The sequence below is a fragment of the Streptococcus parasanguinis CC87K genome (genome assembly GCF_000507765.1).
GTDB classification, from domain to species: Bacteria; Bacillota; Bacilli; order Lactobacillales; family Streptococcaceae; genus Streptococcus; species Streptococcus parasanguinis_J.
This window is the reverse complement of the sequence record NZ_KI669405.1, coordinates 1-25,359: the sequence shown is the minus strand read 5'-3', so window position 1 is coordinate 25,359 and position 25,359 is coordinate 1. Positions and strand designations below refer to the sequence as shown.

27 protein-coding genes, 1 tRNA gene, 2 rRNA genes and 1 pseudogene are annotated in these 25,359 nt (G+C 41.3%); 11 read left to right on the top strand and 20 right to left on the bottom strand.

The genetic code is table 11. The features are described 5' to 3' along the window. The first annotated feature begins 2 nt into the window (after window positions 1–2). Window positions 3–416: an HIT family protein gene (locus tag HMPREF1195_RS10145; RefSeq protein ID WP_003012582.1), complete on the top strand. Its 414-nt coding sequence runs from the start codon at window positions 3–5 to the stop codon at window positions 414–416. Between the two features lie 12 nt (window positions 417–428). Beyond that, entirely contained in the window at window positions 429–719 is a 291-nt protein-coding gene (locus HMPREF1195_RS10140; RefSeq protein WP_023920243.1) for a hypothetical protein, read from the top strand. A 21-nt stretch (window positions 720–740) separates the two neighbouring features. Here HMPREF1195_RS10140 and lytR read toward each other — a convergent pair whose 3' ends face one another. The 4 genes from lytR to HMPREF1195_RS10120 all read right to left on the bottom strand — a co-directional run bounded on the left by lytR (window position 741) and on the right by HMPREF1195_RS10120 (window position 4,526). Further along, window positions 741–1,934, bottom strand: coding sequence for a glycopolymer--peptidoglycan transferase LytR (gene lytR / locus HMPREF1195_RS10135; protein ID WP_023920240.1), 1,194 nt, complete (start codon window positions 1,932–1,934; stop codon window positions 741–743). Window positions 1,935–1,947: 13 nt separating this feature from the next. Then, entirely contained in the window at window positions 1,948–2,478 is a 531-nt protein-coding gene (locus HMPREF1195_RS10130) for a GNAT family N-acetyltransferase (protein ID WP_023920238.1), read from the bottom strand. Continuing rightward, window positions 2,471–2,926: a tRNA (adenosine(37)-N6)-threonylcarbamoyltransferase complex ATPase subunit type 1 TsaE gene (tsaE, locus tag HMPREF1195_RS10125; RefSeq protein ID WP_023920236.1), complete on the bottom strand. Its 456-nt coding sequence runs from the start codon at window positions 2,924–2,926 to the stop codon at window positions 2,471–2,473. The genes HMPREF1195_RS10130 and tsaE overlap by 8 nt, the downstream gene beginning before the upstream one ends. Before the next feature lie 178 nt (window positions 2,927–3,104). Continuing rightward, window positions 3,105–4,526 carry an NCS2 family permease gene (locus HMPREF1195_RS10120; RefSeq protein ID WP_023920234.1) on the bottom strand — a complete coding sequence of 474 codons (1,422 nt, stop codon included), beginning with the start codon at window positions 4,524–4,526 and terminating at the stop codon, window positions 3,105–3,107. A gap of 175 nt (window positions 4,527–4,701) precedes the next feature. Here HMPREF1195_RS10120 and HMPREF1195_RS10115 point away from each other — a divergent pair, with 175 nt between their 5' ends. The 7 genes from HMPREF1195_RS10115 to serS all read left to right on the top strand — a co-directional run bounded on the left by HMPREF1195_RS10115 (window position 4,702) and on the right by serS (window position 11,798). Further along, window positions 4,702–5,514, top strand: a complete 813-nt coding sequence (locus tag HMPREF1195_RS10115; protein WP_023920232.1) for a Cof-type HAD-IIB family hydrolase — start codon at window positions 4,702–4,704, stop codon at window positions 5,512–5,514. A gap of 188 nt (window positions 5,515–5,702) precedes the next feature. Further along, entirely contained in the window at window positions 5,703–6,725 is a 1,023-nt protein-coding gene (gene adhP, locus HMPREF1195_RS10110) for an alcohol dehydrogenase AdhP (RefSeq protein WP_023920230.1), read from the top strand. Between the two features lie 378 nt (window positions 6,726–7,103). Continuing rightward, window positions 7,104–8,093: a PTS sugar transporter subunit IIB gene (locus HMPREF1195_RS10105; RefSeq protein WP_003010431.1), complete on the top strand. Its 990-nt coding sequence runs from the start codon at window positions 7,104–7,106 to the stop codon at window positions 8,091–8,093. Window positions 8,094–8,120: 27 nt separating this feature from the next. Then, complete coding sequence (locus tag HMPREF1195_RS10100) at window positions 8,121–8,924, top strand: PTS mannose/fructose/sorbose transporter subunit IIC (protein WP_003010434.1); 804 nt, start codon at window positions 8,121–8,123, stop codon at window positions 8,922–8,924. A gap of 18 nt (window positions 8,925–8,942) precedes the next feature. After that, complete coding sequence (locus HMPREF1195_RS10095) at window positions 8,943–9,854, top strand: PTS system mannose/fructose/sorbose family transporter subunit IID (RefSeq protein WP_023920228.1); 912 nt, start codon at window positions 8,943–8,945, stop codon at window positions 9,852–9,854. 80 nt (window positions 9,855–9,934) lie between these two features. Continuing rightward, entirely contained in the window at window positions 9,935–10,303 is a 369-nt protein-coding gene (locus HMPREF1195_RS10090) for a DUF956 family protein (RefSeq protein ID WP_023920226.1), read from the top strand. Between the two features lie 217 nt (window positions 10,304–10,520). After that, entirely contained in the window at window positions 10,521–11,798 is a 1,278-nt protein-coding gene (gene serS, locus HMPREF1195_RS10085) for a serine--tRNA ligase (protein WP_023920224.1), read from the top strand. 42 nt (window positions 11,799–11,840) lie between these two features. Here serS and HMPREF1195_RS10080 read toward each other — a convergent pair whose 3' ends face one another. The 13 genes from HMPREF1195_RS10080 to HMPREF1195_RS10020 form a co-directional block, all read right to left on the bottom strand. After that, window positions 11,841–12,611 (bottom strand): acetyl-CoA carboxylase carboxyl transferase subunit alpha, encoded by a 771-nt coding sequence (locus HMPREF1195_RS10080; RefSeq protein ID WP_023920222.1) that lies wholly within the window; start codon window positions 12,609–12,611, stop codon window positions 11,841–11,843. Next, a complete protein-coding gene (gene accD / locus HMPREF1195_RS10075; RefSeq protein ID WP_003003810.1) occupies window positions 12,604–13,470 on the bottom strand; it encodes an acetyl-CoA carboxylase, carboxyltransferase subunit beta in 867 nt (288 codons plus the stop codon). The genes HMPREF1195_RS10080 and accD overlap by 8 nt, the downstream gene beginning before the upstream one ends. Window positions 13,471–13,573: 103 nt before the next feature. Next, on the bottom strand, window positions 13,574–14,938 hold the full coding sequence (locus HMPREF1195_RS10070; protein ID WP_037599933.1) for an acetyl-CoA carboxylase biotin carboxylase subunit: 1,365 nt from the start codon (window positions 14,936–14,938) through the stop codon (window positions 13,574–13,576). 13 nt (window positions 14,939–14,951) lie between these two features. Beyond that, window positions 14,952–15,377 carry a 3-hydroxyacyl-ACP dehydratase FabZ gene (gene fabZ, locus HMPREF1195_RS10065; RefSeq protein WP_003004019.1) on the bottom strand — a complete coding sequence of 142 codons (426 nt, stop codon included), beginning with the start codon at window positions 15,375–15,377 and terminating at the stop codon, window positions 14,952–14,954. Further along, complete coding sequence (gene accB / locus HMPREF1195_RS10060; protein WP_023920218.1) at window positions 15,374–15,862, bottom strand: acetyl-CoA carboxylase biotin carboxyl carrier protein; 489 nt, start codon at window positions 15,860–15,862, stop codon at window positions 15,374–15,376. The genes fabZ and accB overlap by 4 nt, the downstream gene beginning before the upstream one ends. 3 nt (window positions 15,863–15,865) lie before the next feature. Further along, a complete protein-coding gene (fabF, locus tag HMPREF1195_RS10055; protein ID WP_023920216.1) occupies window positions 15,866–17,098 on the bottom strand; it encodes a beta-ketoacyl-ACP synthase II in 1,233 nt (410 codons plus the stop codon). A gap of 62 nt (window positions 17,099–17,160) precedes the next feature. After that, entirely contained in the window at window positions 17,161–17,895 is a 735-nt protein-coding gene (gene fabG / locus HMPREF1195_RS10050; protein ID WP_023920214.1) for a 3-oxoacyl-[acyl-carrier-protein] reductase, read from the bottom strand. Between the two features lie 12 nt (window positions 17,896–17,907). Further along, entirely contained in the window at window positions 17,908–18,828 is a 921-nt protein-coding gene (fabD, locus tag HMPREF1195_RS10045) for an ACP S-malonyltransferase (protein WP_023920212.1), read from the bottom strand. A 22-nt stretch (window positions 18,829–18,850) separates the two neighbouring features. Further along, entirely contained in the window at window positions 18,851–19,816 is a 966-nt protein-coding gene (gene fabK / locus HMPREF1195_RS10040) for an enoyl-[acyl-carrier-protein] reductase FabK (protein WP_023920210.1), read from the bottom strand. A 114-nt stretch (window positions 19,817–19,930) separates the two neighbouring features. Continuing rightward, complete coding sequence (locus tag HMPREF1195_RS10035) at window positions 19,931–20,155, bottom strand: acyl carrier protein (protein ID WP_003003892.1); 225 nt, start codon at window positions 20,153–20,155, stop codon at window positions 19,931–19,933. 58 nt (window positions 20,156–20,213) lie between these two features. Then, complete coding sequence (locus HMPREF1195_RS10030; RefSeq protein WP_023920208.1) at window positions 20,214–21,188, bottom strand: beta-ketoacyl-ACP synthase III; 975 nt, start codon at window positions 21,186–21,188, stop codon at window positions 20,214–20,216. Beyond that, window positions 21,188–21,622: a fatty acid biosynthesis transcriptional regulator FabT gene (gene fabT, locus HMPREF1195_RS10025; protein ID WP_003003993.1), complete on the bottom strand. Its 435-nt coding sequence runs from the start codon at window positions 21,620–21,622 to the stop codon at window positions 21,188–21,190. Before fabT ends, HMPREF1195_RS10030 begins: the two co-directional genes overlap by 1 nt. Before the next feature lie 96 nt (window positions 21,623–21,718). Beyond that, window positions 21,719–22,510, bottom strand: coding sequence for an enoyl-CoA hydratase (locus HMPREF1195_RS10020; protein WP_037599913.1), 792 nt, complete (start codon window positions 22,508–22,510; stop codon window positions 21,719–21,721). Between the two features lie 240 nt (window positions 22,511–22,750). On the opposite strand from HMPREF1195_RS10020, the gene HMPREF1195_RS10015 reads away from it, so the two are divergent. Beyond that, the gene (locus HMPREF1195_RS10015; RefSeq protein WP_023920204.1) at window positions 22,751–24,106 is read left to right on the top strand and encodes an aspartate kinase; all 1,356 of its coding nucleotides are present in this window, start codon (window positions 22,751–22,753) and stop codon (window positions 24,104–24,106) included. A 129-nt stretch (window positions 24,107–24,235) separates the two neighbouring features. Continuing rightward, a pseudogene (locus tag HMPREF1195_RS11470) lies at window positions 24,236–24,348 on the top strand (IS30 family transposase); the annotation flags it as partial. Between the two features lie 56 nt (window positions 24,349–24,404). Here HMPREF1195_RS11470 and HMPREF1195_RS10010 read toward each other — a convergent pair. The 3 genes from HMPREF1195_RS10010 to HMPREF1195_RS10000 form a co-directional block, all read right to left on the bottom strand. Continuing rightward, window positions 24,405–24,478: transfer RNA gene (locus HMPREF1195_RS10010), tRNA-Asn, on the bottom strand. A gap of 5 nt (window positions 24,479–24,483) precedes the next feature. Continuing rightward, window positions 24,484–24,599 (bottom strand): 5S ribosomal RNA (gene rrf / locus HMPREF1195_RS10005). Window positions 24,600–24,678: 79 nt separating this feature from the next. Beyond that, a 23S ribosomal RNA gene (locus tag HMPREF1195_RS10000) occupies window positions 24,679–25,359 on the bottom strand; the annotation flags it as partial.

Sequence of the window (25,359 nt, the reverse complement as noted above, 5' to 3'; positions counted from 1 at the left end):
TTATGGTTGACGATTGTATTTTTTGTAAGATTATAGCTGGCGACATTCCTTCCTCCAAAGTCTATGAGGACGAGGAAGTCCTCGCATTTTTGGACATCTCTCAGGTTACACCAGGTCATACGTTAGTGGTTCCAAAAAAACACGCTCGCAACCTCTTAGAGATGGACGAAACCGCCACAGCTCAACTATTTGCACGTGTTTCTAAAGTTGCTAAAAAAGTAGAAGCTGCTACCCAAGCTAAGGGAATGAATATCATCAGCAACATGGAAGAAGTTTCTGGACAAACCGTTTTTCACACACATGTCCACATTATCCCTCGCTATTCTGATCAAGATGAGCTTGCCATTTCATTTACTGAACACGAGCCTAATTTTGAACAACTAGCAGTTCTCGCAGAAACCATCAAAAACAGTTAAAAAGGAGGCCATATGAAACTCAAAAATCTCTTTTGGTTTGCAACAGGAGCTAGCATTAGCTACCACCTAGTAAAAAACCGCAAAGAAATCAAAACAGAGGTGACTGAATCCAGCCAATTGATCAAGGGAATTCAAGATAACCTAGCAAAAATCCAACGCAATCTGGATATTATCCAATACCAAAAGACCAATCTTCAAGAATTGGTAACGGATTTCCAATACAAGACCAAACTATTTAGTCAACAAGCAACAGCCTCTCTAAAAGAAATTCAAGACATCTGGCAACCAAGTAAAAACGATTGAGAAAACTCAATCGTTTTTTTCTTATTCTGAAGGTACCGTAGGTGTCACACTGCTCGACTCTGTAGCTGCAGGTGCAACTGGTGTCACTGGTGCAACAGAACTTTGAGGCGTCACCACTCCCGTATCCTGGGTCGATGGTACAACTGGTAGTTGGTTAAACTCTTGGTAAACAGGTGCTTCCTCAGATGATGCCGCTGGCGTATCATTTTGAGAAGAAGTATTCTTCAACTCTTCATCTCCATCTAATAGGTAAGCATTGGTTTTCAATGTTTTAATTTCTTTCATCCCCAAAGCTTTGCGGATGATATTTTGAATTTTCAAGAGATGTTTTGAAGTGACAATCTGATAACTTCCGCCATCTGCTAAGGTGGCATCTTCTCCTTTCAGCTGGTACTGATGAATCGTTGAAAGAGCATCTTTATATCCTAGCAATTGAAGAAGACTATTACTGTCAAGCGCTATGTTGGTTTGCATATTGTCACTAACAGACTCAATGATTCCTTTGTAGTGACTCAAACTATTGAGGCTTAAAACTTTCTCAACAATCTTTTTGATCACTTCACGTTGGCGTTTTTGACGTCCGTAGTCTCCTTCTGGGTCTTGGTAGCGCATGCGTGAATAAACGAGAGCTTGGTCCCCATTAATCTCCTGACGTCCTGGTGCAATCTTAGCCGTATATTCTGGCTCATTTTCCTCGATCGAGATATCGAAGTCAAATGGATTGTTAACCGTGATACCACCAACCTTATCCACTAATTGAACCAATCCCTTCATATTGATCATGACATAGCGGTCAATATGGATATTCAAAAGATCTTGAATGGTCTTAATGGCTAACTTGGCACCGCCTTGAGCATAAGCCGAATTCAATTTTGCTTGGACCGTTTCGCCATCTGAAGTAATATTGGTTAGGATATCTCTTTCCAAACTCGTCATGGTTGTTTCTTTTGTTTGAGGATTAACAGTCACCAAAATCATGGTATCACTATTTCCGGCCCAAGGATCTTCCCGAGAACCGCTACCTGTATCAACCCCCATCAAAAGGATAGTCATCGGCTTGTTTTCTGCAATGACATTGGTCTCATTTCCAAAGCCCTTATAAGTCTTACTGAGAGTCCCAGTCGTTTGATTGAGGATAGTGAGGCCATAGGCCCCGATCCCAATCACTGTTACCGTCAATAAGCTCAAAAACATCAAAATAATTTTTTTTACCATGTAGACTCTCTCTCTAATCTATCAGTTTCCCCATAAGGTAAACATCTAAGAATTCTCCTTCAGCTGAACAAGCTCCACGAGCTTGACAACCTTCGATCTCAAAACCTAATTTTTTATACAGGTGAACCGCCCGTTCATTGCGTACTTGGACATTCAAGACTAGTTTGCGAAGAACACCGGTCGAGTGCGCCCACTCGATCCCTTCTTCCAACAAGATCTGTCCAAGTCCTTGATTCCAATAAGCTTTTTGAACCACAATAAAGACATCACCAATATGCTGAATGGACCGTTGAGGGGCTGCAGTGATATTTAACAAAGCTGCCAGTTCCTGATCTAGAAATAGCAAGAGGCAAATCCGGTTTTCCGCCATCTCTTGCACCATCAGAAATTGCTCCATGTCTGCTGGAGACATGCCAATCCCAGCTTCATCTAGCGTCATGTAATCTGACTCTTTCCCAACTTGATTTAAGAAATCAACGACAAGAGCCGCGTCTGCACTGTCAGCTTGCCGAATTTCTAATGTTACTTCCTTTTCCTTAGTCATCGATTTTTTCCACCTGCTCAAAGGATGCCAGCAAAGCTTCTGCACGCGCTCCATGAGCTTCAAAAGCTAACTCTCGCCCATCTTCTAATTTTCGGATAAAAATTTTTAGATAAGCATCCGAGAGACTCGGCTCAATCAGCTCTCCCCATTCAATAATGGTCGCCCCATCTCCAAATAGAAAATCATCTAAATCAATAGAATCTGGATCATTCCCAATCCGGTAAACATCCAAATGGTATAAAGGCAAGCGACCTTCGTATTCACGAACAATGGTATAGGTCGGGCTTTTAATCATCTGATCAATCCCTAACCCCTTTGCAATTCCTTTGGTAAAGGTCGTTTTTCCTGCTCCTAGATCACCTGATAAGATAATCACGTCTTGCTTTTCTAAGAGTTTTCCTAGCTGTTTTCCTAGAGCGATCAGCTCCGTTTCATTATGACTAATCATTTCTCTATTATACCAAACTTTTTAAAAATCTGCTCTTTCTTTTAGAAATTGTTCGACTCCGGTTTGTTTTTGAGAAAAAGGAATCAAAGAAAACAGGAAACTCTCAAATTTATTCCCTCGATCCACCTAAAAAGGAATGGGAGACAATTCCCATTCCTTTTTGGCACTTTCCTGATGCTTAATTCAAGGCCATGCTAACGTAGTTTAAAATAAAGAGAACATCTAAAATCCAAATCATACTGTGCACTTCTTTGGCTTGTCCTTTAACCACTTTCACCAAGCTATAGGTGATAAATCCAGCAGCGATCCCTTGTGTAATCGAGTAGCTGAAGCCCATAAAGATAGAGGTGAAGAAAGCAGGAACTGCTTCTGACATATCTTCCCAATGGATATTTTTCAAGCCACTCAACATCATGATCCCAACAACAATCAAAATTGGAGCTGTAGCAGCGGTCGGTACAATCGCCAACAAAGGACTAAAGAGACTTGAAATAGCAAAACAGATCGCTACAACCAAGGCTGTCAGACCAGTGCGTCCACCAGCTCCAATACCAGCTGCAGATTCAACATAAGTCGTTACGTTTGAAGTTCCTGCAATAGCACCGACTGAAGTCGCTACAAGGTCTGAATAGAGGGCCTTATCTAATTTCGCTGATTGATGGTTTTCCCCATTTGTCGCAACAATCCCAACTTTTTCACCCGTACCGATTAAAGTTCCAATTGTATCAAAAATATCGGTCAAGGAGAAGGCTAAGATGGCCATTAAGGTCTCAGGCAAACGAGACGTATTGGAAATCAAAGAACCCAATCCTTTTGATCCCAAAGCTTGACCAAAGATCGTGCCTAAATCATTAAAGGCAGCTCCTAGATGATTACTTGCAAAGTCAATTTTAGTGATATCAACAACATGGATGATAATTCCAAGCACAGTCGTTGCTAAGATAGAAAGGATAATCCCTCCCTTAATCCCTTTGACAACAAAGAAAATAGTAATCGCAAGACCAACAAGAGCCAAGAGGACAGCCGGATTGTTAAAATCAACCAATCCAGGAACAGCAGATGCATTGGCTGAGATCGTTGCATTCCCCTTATCTGCTCCTTCTCCGACCACTGTATAGGTATGAGGGTCAATCGTGAATTTCAAAAATCCTGCATTCTTAATCCCAACATAGGCCAAGAAAATCCCGATCCCCGCTGAAATAGCAGATCGAAGAGCGGTCGGAATCGATTCGATGATCATCTTCCGAACCTTTGTCAATGTGATAATCAATGAAATCACACCACAAATGAAGACCATTCCCAAAGCTTCCTGCCATGTGTAGCCCATACCAAATACAACAGTAAAGGTAAAGAAGGCATTCAAGCCCATCCCAGGTGCTTGTGCATAAGGTAAATTGGCATAAAAAGCCATCATCAAGGTCCCCACAACAGATCCAATAATCGTTGCAAGGAAGACCCCTTGAGCTGGCATACCTGTTTGTGACAACATTTGAGGGTTTACGAAGAGGATATAACTCATCGCAAAAAAGGTTGTCAAACCAGCAAGAACCTCTGTTCGAACAGTGGTTCCATGTTCTGAAAGTTTAAAAAACTTATCCATTTCAGAATAAACTCCTTTTTCATCATTCTCGCTCCCAATCAATTTGCGAACGTTATATCTATTCTACCAAAAGATCTTTCGTCTTTCAAGAAATCCCGCTTCTCTTCTCGATTTTTGAGCGCTTTTCCGATTTTTCTGATATAATGGTCTCATTCTTCTCGAAAGGAACCGAAATATGCATAAAAAGATGATCGCTCTAGATCTAGACGGCACTCTCTTGAATTCCGATAGCAAATTGAGCGACTTTACCATTGATACGATTAAAAAAATTAGTGCTCTTGGCCATAAAGTCATTATTACAACAGGCCGCCCCTACCGTATGGCACATACCTACTACAAACAACTAGAGCTCAATACTCCGATGATCAATTTTAACGGCTCCCTTACGCATCTCCCAGAGAAAAAATGGGTGGATGAACAATGTTTGACTTTAGATAAAAAATACCTGCTAGATATGGTCGCTAACCGAGACACCATCCAAGCGGACTTTATAGCAGGTGAATACCGCAATAAATTCTTTATTACCGATCCAAATGAGCACGTTGCGGACCCTAAATTATTCGGTATTGAGGCTTTCCAACCAGAAAATCAATTCAATCCAGAGCGGGTAACGAGCGACCCAAACTGTATCCTCTTTCAAACGAAAGCGGAAGACAAATATGCTCTGGCAGATGAAATGAATCGGCATTATGACTACAATCTGTCTATCAATACTTGGGGTGGTCCCTTAAATATTCTGGAATGCAATCCAAAAAATGTGACCAAAGCATCTGCTCTGACCTACCTTCTAGATAAACTCAATATGGATCAGAAGGATTTGATTGCCTTTGGAGACGAGCACAACGATACCGACATGCTAGCTCTTGCTGGTCATGGATACGCCATGAAAAACGCGAGCTCTGTCCTACTTCCTTACGCGGATTCCGTCACAGATTTTACCAATAATGAGGACGGTGTCGCGCGCCAACTCATTCAATTATTCTTATAATAGGAACAGACATGAGCTATCCCTTATGTCTTTTTCTATCCTAAATACTTAATCGGTTAATCAATACCCTCCTATTTTTACATTTTTTTCATTGCCTTGCCATCTCGTTTGTGATATTATTAACATAGTTATTAAAGAAGCGCTTTCAAAAAACTAAATCGCTTCTCGTTCACTTAAGGAGGAACAAAATGAAAGCTGTTGTTGTAAATCCAGAAGGTACTGGTGTTGAAATCGTTGCAAACAAAGACATGCGTCCACTTGAAACAGGGGAAGCACTTGTTCAAATCGAATACTGTGGTGTCTGCCACACTGACTTGCACGTTGCTCACGGGGACTTCGGTAAAGTTCCAGGCCGTGTTCTTGGACACGAAGGAATCGGTATTGTTAAAGAAGTTGCTCCAGATGTCAAGAGCCTAAAAGTTGGGGATCGTGTCAGTGTCGCATGGTTCTTCGAAGGATGTGGAACTTGTGAATACTGTACAACTGGTCGCGAAACTCTTTGCCGTACTGTAAAAAATGCTGGTTACTCTGTTGATGGAGGAATGGCTGAACAATGTATCGTTACTGCAGATTACGCAGTGAAAGTACCTGAAGGATTAGATCCAGCCCAAGCTTCTTCTATTACGTGTGCAGGTGTTACAACTTACAAAGCCATCAAAGAAGCCAAAGCTGAACCAGGACAATGGATCGTTATCTATGGAGCTGGTGGACTAGGAAACTTGGCTGTTCAATATGCTAAGAAAGTCTTCAACGCACATGTCATCGCTGTCGATATCAACAATGATAAACTAGAATTGGCAAAAGAAGTTGGTGCAGACTTTGTCATCAACGGTCGCGAAGTTGAAGATGTCCCAGGATTGATCAAAGAAAAAACAAATGGTGGAGCTCACTCTGCTGTCGTAACAGCTGTTTCTAAAGTAGCTTTCAACCAAGCAGTAGATTCTGTTCGTGCAGGTGGCCGCGTGATCGCAGTTGGTCTTCCTTCTGAAATGATGGACCTCAGCATTGTGAAAACGGTATTAGATGGTATCCAAGTCATTGGTTCTCTTGTAGGAACTCGTAAAGACTTGGAAGAAGCCTTCCAATTTGGTGCAGAAGGCTTGGTAGTCCCTGTCGTTCAAAAACGTCCAGTAGAAGATGCAGTCAAAGTCTTTGACGAAATGGAAGCTGGAACCATTCAAGGACGTATGGTACTTGACTTTACCAACTAACTAACTAACTGAACCTACCAGACTAGCTCAACTGGGCTAGTCTTTTTTGAGTGCTCTCAATCACTCTATTTTACAATTTATTATAGATTTATTTTTTATTTTTGGGGATATAGATCGATTGTTGGAATATTTTTATTGAGAACAAAATCCTATAAAACATATTATTATTGATTTTTTAAGCATCAACAAGTAATAAACAAAATTCATTCAAGAGCATTCTTTTTCTATCTAACGATAATTTAATATAATAAATTAATGTTTTTACATCGAGATTTTGATAGAAAAATTGACTTAAGTGTGGAAACGATTTATAATAAAGTAGCTTAAAGTTTTCTTAAACTGAAAGTCAAACAAATTTTATAAGGAGGAATGTCAATAATGAGTATTGGTATCATTATTGCTAGCCACGGTGAATTTGCAGCTGGAATCCACCAATCCGGCTCGATGATCTTTGGGGATCAAGAGAAAGTTCAAGTGGTTACGTTCATGCCAAGTGAAGGCCCGGATGATCTCTATGCTAAATTCAATGCAGCTGTTGCCGCATTTGATGCAGAAGATGAAGTCTTGGTTTTGGCTGACCTTTGGAGTGGTTCTCCATTTAACCAAGCAAGTCGCGTCATGGGAGAAAATCCAGATCGTAAATTTGCGATCATTACAGGATTAAACCTTCCGATGTTGATTCAAGCTTATACAGAACGTTTGATGGATGCAAATGCCGGCGTTGATCAAGTCGCTGCAAACATCATCAAGGAAGCAAAAGACGGTGTCAAAGCCCTTCCAGAAGAATTAAACCCTGTTGAAGAAGCTAGTACAGCCGCTGCTGCTCCTGTAGCCCAAGCTGCTATTCCAGAAGGAACAGTTATCGGAGATGGAAAACTCAAGATTAACCTTGCCCGCTTAGATACACGTCTTCTTCATGGACAAGTCGCAACTGCTTGGACACCCGATTCAAAAGCTGATCGGATCATTGTTGCTTCAGATTCTGTTGCTAAAGATGAACTCCGTAAGGAATTGATCAAACAAGCGGCACCAAATGGTGTGAAAGCAAACGTTGTCCCAATTCAAAAATTGATCGACGTTGCAAAAGATCCACGTTTCGGAAATACCCATGCTTTGATCTTATTTGAAACACCTCAAGATGCTCTTCGCGCCATCGAAGGTGGTGTTCCGATTAAAACCTTGAACGTTGGTTCAATGGCCCACTCAACTGGTAAAACCATGGTTAACAATGTGTTGTCAATGGATAAAGATGACGTGGCTACATTTGAAAAAATGCGTGATCTTGGAGTAGAATTTGACGTCCGTAAAGTGCCAAATGACTCTAAGAAAGATTTGTTTGACTTAATTAACAAAGCCAACGTTCAATAATCGATTACTTACGAAAGGATTTTAAACATGTCTATTATTTCTATGGTATTAGTGGTCGTTGTTGCCTTCTTAGCAGGTCTTGAAGGTATCCTTGACCAATTCCAATTCCACCAACCACTTGTTGCTTGTACCTTAATCGGTTTGGTAACAGGTAACCTGACTGCTGGCGTTATGCTTGGTGGTTCACTTCAATTTATTGCACTTGGCTGGGCAAACATTGGTGCCGCAGTTGCACCCGATGCTGCTCTTGCATCTGTCGCTGCTGCCATCATCATGGTACTTGGGGGAGACTTCAGTGCAAAAGGAATCGCTGTCGCTCAAAGTGTCGCTATTCCGCTTGCAGTTGCTGGTCTTTTCTTGACCATGATCGTCCGTACCCTTTCCGTTGGTTTGGTCCACACTGCCGACGCTGCTGCTAGAAAAGGGGATATCAAAGGTGTAGAACGCGCTCACTTTGTGGCCCTTCTTCTTCAAGGTCTTCGTATCGCCATTCCTGCAGCCCTCTTGTTGATGATTCCTGCTGAAACTGTTAAAACTGCTCTTGAACAAATGCCAAAATGGCTCTCTGATGGAATGCAAATCGGTGGTGGTATGGTTGTAGCCGTTGGTTATGCCATGGTTATCAACATGATGGCGAGCCGTGAAGTATGGCCATTCTTTGCCATCGGTTTTGCTCTTGCAGCCGTTAGCCAATTAACTTTGATCGCTCTTGGAGCAATTGGTGTTGCCCTTGCCTTGATCTACCTTACTCTTTCTAAGAAAGGTGGCAATGGAGGTGGCGGTGCCGCTACTTCTAACGATCCAATTGGCGACATTCTCGAAGACTATTAAGAAAGGTGTGACACTATCATGACTGAAAAATTACAATTATCTAAATCAGATCGTCAAAAAGTTTGGTGGCGTTCAACCTTCTTGCAAGGTTCTTGGAACTATGAACGGATGCAAAACTTGGGTTGGGCATACTCATTGATCCCAGCTATCAAAAAACTCTACACAAAGAAAGAAGACCAAGCGGCTGCTCTTGAGCGTCACATGGAATTCTTTAACACTCACCCATACGTTGCCGCTCCTATCATCGGGGTAACGCTTGCTCTTGAAGAAGAAAGAGCAAACGGTGCTGCTATTGACGATGCTGCTATCCAAGGGGTTAAAATTGGTATGATGGGTCCTTTGGCGGGTATCGGAGATCCAGTATTCTGGTTTACAGTACGTCCTATCCTTGGTGCTCTTGGTGCATCACTTGCTGCGTCTGGTAACATCCTTGGCCCACTCATCTTCTTTATCGCATGGAATGCGATTCGTATGGCCTTCTTGTGGTACACGCAAGAACTTGGCTACAAAGCAGGTTCTGAAATTACCAAAGATATGTCTGGTGGGATCTTGCAAGACATCACTAAAGGGGCTTCTATCCTTGGGATGTTCATCCTCGCTGTCTTGGTAGAACGTTGGGTATCTATTAAATTCATCTTTAATGTTTCTTCTGTCAAATTAGGCGACAAAGCTTATATCCACTGGGATAAACTTCCTGAAGGATACAAGGGTATCCAAGAAGCCTTCGCTCAAGTTGGCTCAGGTCTCTCTCAAACACCTGAAAAAGTTACGACTTTCCAACAAAACTTGGATTCATTGATTCCTGGTTTGATGGGATTACTTCTTACTTTTGCTTGTATGTGGTTGTTGAAGAAAAAAGTATCTCCAATCACTATCATCATCGCCCTCTTTGTAATCGGTGTATTAGCACACGTTGCTGGCTTGATGTAAGCAAAGATCAACTAAAAAGAAGGTTTCGGCCTTCTTTTTATTATGATATAATGGAGTGAACAGCAATACAGGAGGATCTCATGGCTCAATCATTGAATAAAACCGTTGAATTCCATACTACAGGGGTTTCTTACCTTGGAGTGGGGGGAAAGGTTGGAAAAATCCTAGTAGGGAATGCCGCTTTTGAATTTTATGCGGATGCAAATGTAGAAGACTACATCCAAATTCCCTGGCAAGAAATCGAGCGAATCGGAGCCAATGTATCCGGACGTAAAATTAGCCGCCATTTTGAAATCTATACCAGAGAATCAAAATTTCTCTTTGCTTCAAAAGACTCTGGAAAAATTTTAAAGATTGCTCGGGAACATCTAGGGAATGATAAAATTGTCAAACTTCCTACGTTGATCCAAATCATCACGGCTAAAATTAAAAATCTATTTGCAAAATAGGATCTTTTCTTGTATAATAGACGCAAACGGATAAGTAAGTTAAGAGTCTCTTTCAGAAAGTCTGCGGTTACTGCGAGCAGATAGAAATCTTAATTGAAATTCTACCGTTTCTTTAAAATACAATATCGAATCAAGTGCACACCTGTGAAGTTGGATGGAACCGTGGCTCTGCCACTCCAACACTCTAACAGGTGTGTTTTTTGTTAAAGGAGAAGCTATGTTAGATATTAAACGGATTCGTACAGACTTTGATGCGGTTGCTAAAAAATTGGCAACACGTGGCGTAGATGCAGCTATTTTGAATGAAATGAAAGAAATCGATGCCAAACGTCGAGATATCTTAGTCAAAGTAGAAAATCTCAAAGCAGAGCGTAACACTGTATCTGCTGAAATCGCACAAGCTAAACGCAACAAAGAAAATGCAGATGATAAGATTGCTGCCATGCAAACCCTCTCTGCAGAAGTCAAAGCATTGGATACAGAATTGGCTGAAATCGATGCCAAATTAACTGAATTCACTACTACCCTTCCAAACATCCCTGCTGATAGTGTCCCTGTTGGAGCAGATGAGGATGACAACGTTGAGGTTCGTCGTTGGGGAACACCGCGCGAATTTGGCTTCGAACCAAAAGCTCACTGGGATTTAGGAGAAGGCCTTGATATCCTTGACTGGGAACGCGGGGCTAAAGTTACTGGTGCTCGTTTCCTCTTCTACAAAGGTCTTGGAGCTCGCTTAGAACGCGCTATCTACAACTTCATGTTGGACGAACATGGCAAGGAAGGCTACACTGAAGTCATCACACCCTACATGGTCAACCATGATTCTATGTTTGGTACTGGACAATATCCAAAATTCAAGGAAGATACTTTTGAACTTAGCGATACTAATTATGTCCTCATTCCAACTGCTGAAGTTCCTTTGACGAACTACTACCGCGAAGAAATTCTTGATGGAAAAGACCTTCCAATCTACTTCACCGCTATGAGTCCATCATTCCGTTCAGAAGCTGGTTCAGCCGGTCGTGATACCCGTGGATTGATCCGTTTGCACCAATTCCATAAGGTTGAAATGGTGAAATTTGCCAAGCCAGAAGAATCATATGATGAATTGGAAAAAATGGTTATCAATGCTGAAAATATCCTTCAAAAACTGAACCTTCCATACCGTGTGGTAGCTCTCTCCACTGGAGACATGGGCTTCTCAGCTGCCAAGACTTACGACTTAGAAGTATGGATTCCAGCGCAAAACACCTACCGTGAAATCTCAAGCTGTTCCAATACAGAAGATTTCCAAGCTCGCCGTGCGCAAATCCGCTACCGTGATGAAGCAGATGGCAAGGTAAAACTCCTTCACACTTTGAACGGTTCTGGGTTGGCTGTCGGACGTACCGTTGCTGCTATTCTTGAAAACTATCAAAACGAAGACGGTTCTGTGACCATTCCAGAAGTCCTTCGCCCATACATGGGTGGCGCAGAAGTCATCGCACCAAAATAAAGTTTAAAAAAACTGAGTCTTGCAAATTGCAAGCTCAGTTTTTTAATATTTACGAAAACGTTGGTAGCGTTGCTCCAAAAGATCTTCGAGAGGCAAGGCTTGTAAAACCTTTAACTCTTCCTGTAATTCCTTCTTCACTTGAGCCAGTAGTTCTCCATTTGAAAATCCATGCTCGGGAATCACCTTATCGACAATTTCCATATTTAACAATTCGTGAGAAGTAATCTTCATCAACTCTGCTGCTTCCATGGCACGACTTCCATCTTTCCAAAGAATAGAGGCAAAACCTTCTGGACTCAAGACCGCATAGATGGAGTTCTCAAGCATCCAGACCTTATCTGCCACAGCAAGAGCCAAGGCACCACCAGAGCCACCTTCTCCGATGATAATCGCGATAATTGGAACTTTTAGATCACTCATTTCCATGAGGTTGCGGGCAATGGCTTCCCCTTGTCCTCGTTCTTCAGCACCAACACCGGGATAAGCACCCGCTGTATTGATAAAGGTCACAACTGGACGGCCAAATTTCTCCGCTTGCTTCATGAGACGCAAAGCTTTTCGATAGCCTTCTGGATGTGGTTGCCCAAAATTACGTTTTAGATTATCCTGAAGATTTTTTCCTTTTTGGATTCCAACGACTGTAACCGTTTGATCGCCTAAGCGTCCAATCCCACCAATCACCGCACCATCATCACGGAAGTTTCGATCTCCATGCAATTCGATAAAATCATCAAAAATTCCTTGAGCAAAATCAAGCGCAGTCAATCTTCCTTGGTCACGTGCTTCTTTAATAATCTGTGTTATTTTACTCATGTTTACCTCCATGAAGGGCTAATAATTGTCCAACTGTCGCTCGGATTTGACTTCTCTCCACGATCAAGTCTACAAATCCATGTTCTTGTAGAAATTCTGCTTTTTGGAAATCATCAGGCAATTTTTCACGCACAGTTGATTCGATCACGCGTCGACCAGCAAACCCGACCAAGGCTTGACTCTCTGCCATGATAATATCACCTTCCATAGCAAATGAGGCTGTCACCCCACCAGTTGTCGGATCTGTCAATACCGTCAAATAGAATAATTTTTCTTTGGAATGGCGTTGAACAGCCGCAGAAATTTTTGCCATTTGCATCAAACTCACGATTCCTTCTTGCATCCGAGCACCACCGGAAGCGGTAAAAAGAACAACTGGCAATTTTTCTTTTGTCGCAAATTCAAATAAACGAGTAATTTTTTCGCCTACTACAGAACCCATTGAAGCCATGATAAAGTTGGAATCCATGATCCCAAGCGCAACTTTTTGACCTTTAATCAAGGCAGTTCCAGTCAGGACAGCTTCATCCAGTCCTGTCATTTCCCGCACTGCTGCTAGTTTCTTCTTATAATTTGGGAAATTCAAAGGATCTGTCGTTTCGATTCCTGTAAACATTTCTTCAAAGCTAGCTGGATCCACTGTCAGCGCCAAGCGTTCTTTAGCAGAAATACGGAAGGTATAGCCACAATTCGGGCAGACACGCTCACTACCTAAATCCTTTTGGTAAATGGTATGTTTACAACCTGGGCATTGTGAAAATAGTTCATCAGGAACTTCAGGTTTTGGCTGAGGCTCCTTCCAGGCTGACCTATTCGGATTGATCCGAATATATTTATCTTTTTTAGAAAATAATGCCATTACTTACTCCTTATAATATGCTACAGTATCTGCAGCATTACTATAAAAGCCTGAAACTGTGAAGATGATGTTCATACTTCCCTCACAACTCCAGGCTTTTTCATCATTCCTTATTATAATTTGGAAGGAATTGTTCCATCAAAAATGCAGTGTCGTAATCACCAGCGATCACATGCGAATCTGAGATCAAATCCAACTGGAAATTACTATTGGTGGTGACACCATCGATTTCCAACTCATAAAGAGCACGCTGCATTTTCATCAGTGCATCAAAGCGATTTTCCCCATGGACAATGATCTTGGCAATCATACTATCATAGTATGGCGGAATCGTATAACCAGGATACACAGCAGAATCCACACGCAAGCCAACCCCACCACTTGGAAGATAGAGATTAGTGATCTTACCTGGGCTTGGTGCAAAGTTGAAGGAAGGATTTTCCGCATTGATCCGGCATTCAATCGCATGGCCTTTAATGACAATATCCTCTTGAGTAACGGATAATTCTTGGCCAGCTGCGATTTTAATCTGTTCCTTAACGATATCAACTCCTGTTACAAATTCTGTAACAGGATGCTCTACTTGCACACGGGTATTCATTTCCATGAAGTAGAACTCACCCTTGCCTTCATCATACAAGAATTCAATCGTTCCAGCATTCTCATATCCAACTGACTCAGCTGCCCGAACAGCAGCAGAACCAATGCGATTGCGAAGCGTTTTTCCGATGGCAATCGAAGGGGATTCTTCTAGAACTTTTTGATTGTTCCGTTGAAGAGAGCAATCACGTTCACCTAAGTGAACGACATGTCCATGCTGATCCGCTAAAATTTGTACTTCAATGTGGCGTGCAGGATAAATCACCCGCTCCATATACATGGCACCATTCCCAAAAGCAGCTTGAGCTTCTGAGGAAGCTGATTCAAAAGCAGCAACCAGATCCTCTGGTTTTTCAACCTTCCGAATTCCTTTACCACCGCCTCCCGCAGATGCTTTCAACATCACAGGATAACCGATGCGTTCGGCAATCTCGAGGGCTTCTTCAGCAGTATACACTTCACCATCTGATCCAGGAATAACAGGTACTCCTGCTTTGATCATCTGTTTACGAGCATTAATCTTATCCCCCATCATATCCATGACTTTAGCAGATGGACCGATAAATTTAATGCCTACTTCCTCACACATGGTTGCAAATTTTGAGTTTTCACTTAAAAACCCAAAACCAGGATGAATGGCTTCTGCACCTGTTAAAACAGCAGCAGACAAGACAGCACTCATATTTAAATAAGATTCTGTTGATTTAGCAGGTCCAATACAGACTGCTTCATCCGCTAGTAAGGTATGCAAGGCTTCTTTATCAGCAGTAGAATACACCGCAACCGTCTCGATGCCAAGTTCACGAGCTGCACGAATAATGCGAACTGCAATCTCACCACGATTGGCGATTAAGATCTTACGAAACATAGATAGGCCTTTCTTAATTTCCAATTGCAAAAGTAAGTGTTCCTGAAGCTGCAAGCTTACCATCTACCTCTGCTTTCGCTTCAACAACAGCAATTGTTCCACGACGTTTGACAAAAGTAGCTGTCATCACCAGTTGATCTCCTGGAACGACTTGTTTTTTAAACTTCACCTTGTCCATCCCTGCATAAAAGACTAATTTCCCTTTATTTTCAGGTTTTGACAACTCTAGTACACCTGCTGTTTGTGCCAAAGCTTCCATGATGAGAACACCTGGCATAACAGGATACTGTGGAAAATGTCCATTAAAAAATGGTTCATTAATTGTCACGTTTTTAATGGCAACAATCGTATCTTCGCTTGTTTCTAAAACGCGATCCACCAAAAGCATTGGGTAACGATGCGGCAAAGCCTCACGAATAGCATTTATATCAATTGTCATTTAATTCGAACCAATCCTTTTCCAAATTCAACCATTTCTTCATTCGTTACCAAAATTTCAGTGACCACCCCATCTTTAGGTGCTGGGACTTCATTCATCACTTTCATGGCTTCGATAATTAAGAGTGTTTGACCCTTAGTGACCTTGTCTCCTACAGATACGAAGGCTGGTTTATCCGGAGCTGGTGACAAGTAAGCCACACCAACCAATGGACTTTCAACGACATCACCTTCAGCCTCTTGAGCTGGAGCAGCAACTGTTTCAGCCGCTACAGCTGGAGTTGCTGGTGCTTCAACAACAGGGGCTACTGCAGGAGTTTGAGGGGCCGCTACCACTTCAACCGCAGGGGCTACCGGTGTAGCCGCAACTGAACTAGTTTGGTTTTTACTCAAATTCAATTCTTCGCCGTTATTTTTATATGAGAATTCACGCAAAGTTGACGCATCAAATTGAGCCAACAAATCTTTGATTTCAGAAATATTCATGAATTAACCCTCCCAACGTTTAAAGGCCAGAACAGCATTGTGTCCTCCAAAACCAAAGGTGTTTGAGATAGCGTACTGAATATCAGCTTCTTGGCCTTCACCATAAACAACATTGGCTTCAATGTAGTCAGACAATTCTTTGGTCCCAGCCGTTTTTGGTACAAAGCTATGACGAATAGCTTCGATGGTAGCAATCGCCTCAACTGCACCAGCAGCACCAAGCAAGTGACCAGTAAATGATTTAGTAGATGATACAGGAACTTCTTTACCAAGTACAGAAACGATAGCTCCACTTTCACCTTTTTCATTGGCAGGTGTAGATGTACCATGTGCATTGACATAATCGACATCTTCAGGCTTGATACCAGCTTCATTGATCGCCAATTTAATCGCTTTTGCAGCACCTGAACCGTCTGGTGTTGGCGTTGTCATATGGTAGGCATCACAGTTTGATCCGTAACCAACAATCTCAGCCAAGATGTTAGCACCACGTTTTTGGGCATGTTCCAAGCTTTCGATAACGAGAACCCCTGCACCTTCACCCATAACAAAACCATTACGGTCTTTATCAAATGGAATTGATGAACGTTCTGGATCCTCTGTTGTTGAAAGTGCTGTAAGAGCATTGAAACCACCAATACCAATCTTAGTGATTGAAGCTTCAGCACCACCAGCCAAGACAACATCATGCAAACCGAATTTAATTTCACGGAAGGCTTCACCGATTGCATCATTGGCAGAGGCACAAGCAGTCGTCACTGATTTACATACCCCTTGAGCACCAATTTTAAGAGCAATGTTACCAGCACCCATGTTTGAAAGTGCTTTAGGGATAAACATTGGTTTGATACGTTTCATCCCACGTTCGTGCATACGAATGATTTGATCTTCAAGTTCTTGAAGACCACCGATACCAGATGACACGATGACACCAACACGATCACGATCTTCTTCTTCCATGTTCAAGCCTGAATTTTCAAGAGCTTCCATAGCAGCATAAATCGCATAAAGTGAGTAAGTGTCCATACGGTTAGTATCTTTTTTCACAAAGTACTTATCGAACGGGAAATCTTGGATTTCACCAGCGTTAAAGACTGGAATTTCAGAAGCATCGAACTTCGTAATTGGTTTGATACCAATTTTACCGTCATGAAGACTGTTCCAAAATTCTTCTGGTGTATTACCGATTGGTGAGGTTACGCCGTAACCTGTAACAACAACACGATTTGTAGACATATATATTCTCCTTTTGTCGGATGGATATTCTAATAAATGATTTTTTTGATATTGATATTCAATTATTGCATGGTCATACCACCATCAATAGCGATGGTTTGACCTGTGAGATATTCTTGACTAGCCAAGAATGCTGCAACTTCAGCCACTTCTTCTGCTTGACCAATACGTTTCATTGGCACTTGAGCAATCATAGCATCTTTCATTTTCTCTGGAATAGCGTCAGTCATATCTGATTCAATGAAACCAGGAGCAATAGCATTGACACGGACACCACGAGCCGCAACTTCACGCGCAACTGATTTTGTAAAACCAATCAAACCAGCTTTTGAAGCCGCATAGTTAGCTTGACCAATATTCCCCATGAGACCTACAACAGATGACATATTGATGATGGCACCTTGACGAGCCTTAGACATTGGTTTTAAGACAGCTTGTGTCATATTAAAGGCACCGGTCAAGTTGATTTTCAAGACCCGTTCAAAATCTTCTTCAGTCATTTTCAACATCAACTTGTCGTTTGTGATGCCAGCGTTATTGACCAAAACATCAACACTTCCAAGCTTTTCAATTGCTTCAGCCACCATACGTTGCGCATCTTCGCCATTAGAAATATCCCCAGAAATACCAACAACAGTCACACCATAGTCAGCAAACTGTGCAAGCAAGTCCTCAGAAATTTCAGAACGTCCATTTAGGACAACATTGGCACCGAGACTCGCAAATTTATGAGCCACAGCTAATCCAATTCCGCGTGTTGAACCTGTTACAAAAACATTTTTATTTTTAAGTTCCATCTTTACCTCGTTTTAAGCATTCAGAAGTGCATCTAGACTAGCCTGATCTTCGACGTTATGAGTTGGAAGAGTTTTATCAATTTTCTTCAAGAATCCTGACAAGACTTTTCCAGGTCCGATCTCGATGACCTCATCTACACCAAAGTCTTGAATCGTAGCAATTGAATCATAGAAACGAACCGGTTCTTTTACTTGACGGGCCAAAAGTGCTTTCACATCTTCTGACTTCATGATAGTAGCTTCTGTATTCCCAACTAAAGGAAGATCAAAATCATTAAATGATACTTTTTCTAGTTCAGCCGCCAATTTTTGACTAGCAGATTCCAGTAAGGCTGTGTGGAATGGACCTGACACATTCAAAGGGATCAAGCGTTTGGCACCTGCTTCCTTCAATAGTTCCACAGCATAATCCACAGCCGTAACCTCACCACCAATCACAATTTGTGCGGGTGTATTGTAGTTAGCCGGTGTCACTACACCCTTTTCAGATGCTTGTTGACAAATCTCTTCGATCAAACTTGGATCTGTATTCATAACAGCAACCATTTTCCCACTTCCAGCAGGAGCTGCTGTTTCCATGAATTCACCACGTTTCGCAACCAAAGCTACTGCATCTTCAAACGAAAGAGCTCCAGCCGCAACTAAGGCAGAATATTCCCCCAAAGAGAGACCGGCAACAATATCAGGAGTGATACCATTTTCTACTAAAAGACGATAAATGGCTACTGACGTTGTCAAAATAGCTGGTTGAGTATAACGTGTCTGATTCAATTTTTCTTCGTTAGAATCAATCAATTCACGTAAATCATAACCGAGAATACGATTAGCCGTATCAAATGTCTCTTTGACAACGGGATAAGCCGCATACAAATCGCTCGCCATGCCCAATTTCTGAGCCCCTTGACCAGCAAATAAGAACGCACGTTTTGTCACTATCCTAATCCTTTCGATGTTACTAGACTTTTACATTTGCCCAACGAGCAGCTTCTCTTTGGATCACTTTAGCCGCCCCATAATAGATATCTTCTAGAATTTCAGCACAAGTTTCTTCCTTGCTTACAAGACCTGCAATTTGGCCTGCCATTACAGATCCATTGTCAACATCTCCATCAACAACAGCATTGCGAAGGGCTCCTGCTCCTAATTCTTCAATTTCTTCTTGAGTCTTCTTACCTGCCAAGAAATCTTTTTCAGCTTGGTTATAGGCAGAAGCCAATTTATTTTTGATCGCACGAACAGGGTGTCCAACAACAGATGCAGAAACTACAGTATCGATATCTTTTGCTTTCAAGATTTTATTCTTAAAGTTTTGGTGAGCATTGGATTCTTTTGCAACCACGAAACGAGTTCCCACCTGAACAGCTGCAGCACCTAACATAAAGACAGCTGCAGCACCGGCACCATCAGCGACTCCTCCAGCACCAATTACTGGAATAGAAACAGCTTCAACCACTTGGCGAACCAAGGTCATGGTCGTCAATTTACCAATGTGACCTCCAGCTTCCATTCCTTCTGCAATCACTGCATCAGCGCCCAATTTTTCCATCCGTTTTGCAAGTGCAACAGACGGAACCACTGGAATGACAGTGATCCCTGCTTCATGGAAACGATCCATGTATTTCCCTGGATTTCCAGCACCAGTTGTAACAACTTTTACACCTTCTTCAATCACCAGGTCAACAATGTCATCCGCAAATGGGGACAAGAGCATGATATTCACACCAAAAGGTTTATCTGTAATAGACTTCACCTTATCAATGTTAGCCTTAACAACTTCCTTTGGAGCGTTTCCGCCACCAATGATTCCAAGACCACCGGCATTTGATACCGCTCCGGCCAAGTCACCATCAGCGACCCAAGCCATCCCACCTTGGAAGATTGGATACTTAATGTTCAATAGTTCAGTAATTCGTGTTTGCATAGTACCTACCTCATTTTTCGCTTAAGTAATAGTTTGAGTTTGTATGACTGTTTCTTTGAGCCTCAAACTATTACCTAAACAAGAGAGAATATCTTTCGATACTCTCATCTATCATTATTTTGTTTTTTCTTCTACGTAAGCGACAAGATCACCAACTGTAGACAATCCTTCTTCAGTTTCGATTTGGATATCAAAAGCATCTTCGATTTCAGAGATCACTTGGAACAAATCCAATGAATCAGCTTCTAAATCTTCGAATGTAGATTCAAGAGTTACTTCTGATGGTTCTTTACCAAGTTCTTCAACGATAATTTCTTGTACTTTTTCAAATACTGCCATGACAGGCCTCCTTAAAAAATAATATATAAATTTTTAAAATGTGTTTCCACATGTTTAACTAGATTGTAACAAGAAGTGTGCCCCATGTCAAACCTCCACCGAATCCTGTAAGAAGAATTTTTTGACTTCCATCCATCTTGATTCGATGATTCTCGACACACTCCGATAATAGAATGGGGATACTAGCAGCACTAGTGTTCCCATATTCCATCATATTTGCTGGGATCTTCTCTCTAGAGACACCCAGTTTTTTTGACATCTTATCTAACATTCGGTCATTCGCCTGATGTAAAAGAAAATAGTCAATCTCTTCTGCTTCCATAGAGGCGTCTGCTATAATCTTTTGAATGCTTTTCGTGACATCACGAATAGCAAAATCAAAAACCGCCCGTCCATCCATCGTCAGATATCTTCGATCGGTAATTTCCTCTGAATAAGGAGAAGACAGACCCAAATAGCAAGATTCAAGACTAGAACCTCGGCTACCATCCGTAAAGAGATTTTCAGACAAAAACGATTTTTGATCGCTCGCTTCAAGCAAAACACCGCCAGCTCCATCTCCAAAAAGTACTGAAGTAGAGCGATCTGACCAGTCTAATACTTTTGAAAGCGTCTCACTACCGATCACAATCCCTCGCCGGTACATCCCTGAAGAAATGTATTTTTCAGCAGTGGCTAATGCAAATACAAATCCGCTACATGCTGCAGTCAGATCAAATGCAAAAGCTCGAGAAGCTCCAATATTAGCTTGTACCCGGGCTGCAGTTGATGGCATTAAGCTATCTGGTGTAATCGAAGCAACAACGATGAAATCAATTTCCTCAGCATCTAAGTTTGCTTTTGCTAATAATCTTTGTGCAACAACTGTTGCTAGGTCACTTGTTGTCTCATCTTTTGAAATGTGACGCCGAAGGATACCTGTCCGACTACTGATCCATTCATCACTTGTATCCATGATCTCAGCCAAATCATCATTTGATACGACTTGGTCAGGTGCATAATGAGCAACTTGACTAATTTTAGCAAAGACCATTATTTAATTTCCTCCAAGAAACGATACAGATTTTGCAATCCTTTTTGCATCACTTTCTTCTCTTCGGGACTCATATCTCCAATAATCTGGTTGACCATCCGTTTATGGAATTGCTGATGAAGACGATAAAGTAGACGACCGTTCTTCGTTAAACTCAAGTGTACAACCCGGCGATCAACTTCCGATCTTCTTCTTTCGATATACCCTTTGCGCTCAAGATTATTCAAACTTGTCGTGACAGTCCCCAAAGTCACCATCAACTCCCGTGAAATATCACTCGGGGTTGCATTCGGTGTCGAACCAATCACATCGATCGTATGCATTTCTTTAATAGAAACATCTTTGAATCGACTTGCTCTTAGGCTCGACTCCTCAATAACCAAAACATTATTAAAGATGGATGTTAAATAGTCGTTAACTAATTGGTAATTCAAAACTCCACCTCCTAATTTTACTTTGATAGTCAAATTTTATCAAAAATGAAAATAATTTGCAAGCATTTTTTCACAAAACATAGAAAAATTACAAATTTATTTTCCTTTAAATTGTGGCCGACGTTTCTCAGAGTAGGCAATAACCCCCTCCTTGAAATCTTCTGTAAATGCTAGTTTCTTTTGCAAATCCAATTCAAGACCCGCATATTGGTCCCATTCTTTCAAGAATGCTTCCCAAACCATTTCTTTCATGGCAGCATAAGAATTTGAAGATCCTCTTCTTAATTTTTTAAGCAATTGCTCAACGGTTTTATCGAGTTTTTCAGATTCACAAACACGATAAGCTAGACCATAATCAAATGCCTTTTCAGCAGTCAAGGCTTCACCCGTCATTACTAAATGAGTAGCCCGAGACATGCCAATGGCTTTTCCTAACAAGAATAACCCACCCGCATCCGGTGCTAAACCAACCCCAACAAAGGCTTGGATAAATTTAGTACGATCACTAATAATACAAAAATCAACAGCTACTGCAATGTTAGCAGCTGCTCCAGCAACCGCTCCATCTGCTACCATAATAACCGGTTTTGGTAATTGCTTAATTTTCTTTGAAATTGTATTAACTAATTCGGCAATTAAAACAAGAGACTCGATATCATCCGCATCGACTGCGCGTTTCATTTCGCTCAAATCTCCACCAACTGAAAAGATTTTCCCTTCTGCTGATAGAATAATGAATTTAACTTCCTCATTTTTTTCTGCATCTTCCAAGGCAGCTAAAATTTCCTGACACATTGGAATGTTAAAACCATTGGATACTTCAGGACGATTTAAAGAGATTATCGCGAGGTCGTTTTCGACAGAATACAAAATTGTTTCAAACATCACAGACTCCTTTTATTTAAATATAAAATATTTTGATATTAAAACTTTTGAATTATAACATATCTTACCACAAAAAACAAAAATAGTAAAATATATCTATAAGATGTAACAAAATTGTAAAATTTGAATAATTACAATTTCTCTCTTCTACAGAATCAATTATTTTATGCCCTATCTGTAAATACATTGTATCAATAACTGAACTTTGGTATAATGTATTAATGAAACTATTAAGGAGAAAATATGAAAGTAACTAAATTCGGTGGAAGTTCTCTAGCATCAGCTCCACAATTAAAAAAAGTACTTAATATCATTAAAGATGATCCAGAAAGAAGATTTGTAGTTGTATCAGCTCCTGGTAAGCGAAATGCAGAAGATACAAAAGTAACAGATGCACTGATCCGTTATTATAAAGAATTCACTTCAGATAAAGATGTTACGCAAACACAACAGTGGATTATTGAGCGTTATCGTGCCATTACAGAAGAATTGGGACTCAAAGATTCTATCATTCAAGAAATTGCTGAAAATATCTATGATCTGACAAATTTGCCTAAAAAAGGAAATCCATTTACATACGATGCATTTTTGGCAGCCGGTGAAAATAACAACGCTAAACTCATAGCTGCCTATTTTAATCAAAATGGATTAGAAGCAAAATATATCCATCCAAAAGAAGCAGGAATTACAGTCACCGCAGAACCTTCCAACGCTCGTATTTTACCTTCTAGTTACGATAAAATTGAAGAACTAAAAGATGCAAGTGAAGTAATTGTCATTCCAGGGTTCTTTGGTGTTACCCAAGATGGGGACATTTGTACATTTTCTCGTGGTGGATCTGACATTACAGGATCTATCATTGCAGCTGGCGTAAAAGCAGACTTATACGAAAACTTTACAGATGTAAATGGTATCTTTGCAGCACATCCAGGTATTATTAAACACCCACATTCAATTCCTGAATTAACTTACAAGGAAATGCGTGAATTAGCCTATGCAGGTTTTTCAGTCTTACATGATGAAGCACTCGTTCCAGCATACAGAGGTAAAATTCCATTAGTCATTAAAAATACAAATAATCCAGACCACCCAGGAACCCGAATTGTTTTGGAACATTCAAATGATCATGTGACTGTTGTAGGAATTGCAGGTGATTCAGGATTCGTTAGTATCAACACTACCAAATACCTCATGAACCGCGAAGTCGGTTTTGGTCGAAAAGTCCTTCAAATTTTAGAAGATCTCAATATTAGTTGGGAACATATGCCAACTGGAATCGATGACTTGTCTATCATTTTGCGTTCACGTGAACTGACTCCGATCAAAGAACAAGAAATTTTGAAACAATTGACACAAAAACTCGAAGTTGACACAGCTGAAATTGAACATGATCTTTCAATCATTATGATTGTTGGTGAAAAAATGAAGAGCCAAGTAGGGGTTACCGCAACCGCAGCTAAGGCACTGTCAGAAAATGAAATTAATATTCAAATGATCTCACAAGGGTCTAGTGAGGTTTCTATTATGTTCGTTGTAAGTAAAGATCAAGAAGAAAAAGCCATTAAAGCCTTATATAATGCATTTTTTCCAAATAACTAAAAGTATAAAAGCTCCGTTTTTATAACGGAGCTTTTATATTTCCCAATTTGTAAAATTAAGCTAGACAGAAAAAGCCATTGATATTAGGAACAGATAAACACAACATTTGTCTGAAAGGAACTTACATAAATGACTCATACTCATCTTACCACAAACGAGCTTGTAATGATAGAGCATACTATCAAGAAAACATAAAAGTTTCAGATATCGTGACTTCACATGGCAGATCAAAACAAACAATCTAGGTTTTGAAAAAAATAAAAATAAAAAAGACCAGCCCACTGGTCTAATTCCTATACTCCGCCAGTAGGACTCGAACCTACGACATCATGATTAACAGTCATGCGCTACTACCAACTGAGCTATGGCGGAAAAAAGCTAAGCGACTACCTTATCTCACAGGGGGCAACCCCCAACTACTTCCGGCGTTCTAGGGCTTAACTGCTGTGTTCGGCATGGGTACAGGTGTATCTCCTAGGCTATCGTCACTTAACTCTGAATGATTAAACATTCAAAATTGAACATCTATATTCTAACAAGTTAACCTTTCGTTGTCAATATCTTCTGACTCTTTGGATAAGTCCTCGAGCTATTAGTATTAGTCCGCTCCATTGCTCACACAACTTCCACTCCTAACCTATCTACCTGATCTTCTCTCAGGGCTCTTACTGATATAAAATCATGGGAAATCTCATCTTGAGGTGGGTTTCACACTTAGATGCTTTCAGCGTTTATCCCTTCCCTACATAGCTACCCAGCGATGCCTCTGGCGAGACAACTGGTACACCAGCGGTAAGTCCACTCTGGTCCTCTCGTACTAGGAGCAGATCCTCTCAAATTTCCTACGCCCGCGACGGATAGGGACCGAACTGTCTCACGACGTTCTGAACCCAGCTCGCGTGCCGCTTTAATGGGCGAACAGCCCAACCCTTGGGACCGACTACAGCCCCAGGATGCGACGAGCCGACATCGAGGTGCCAAACCTCCCCGTCGATGTGAACTCTTGGGGGAGATAAGCCTGTTATCCCCAGGGTAGCTTTTATCCGTTGAGCGATGGCCCTTCCATACGGAACCACCGGATCACTAAGCCCGACTTTCGTCCCTGCTCGAGTTGTAGCTCTCGCAGTCAAGCTCCCTTATACCTTTACACTCTGCGAATGATTTCCAACCATTCTGAGGGAACCTTTGGGCGCCTCCGTTACCTTTTAGGAGGCGACCGCCCCAGTCAAACTGCCCGTCAGACACTGTCTCCG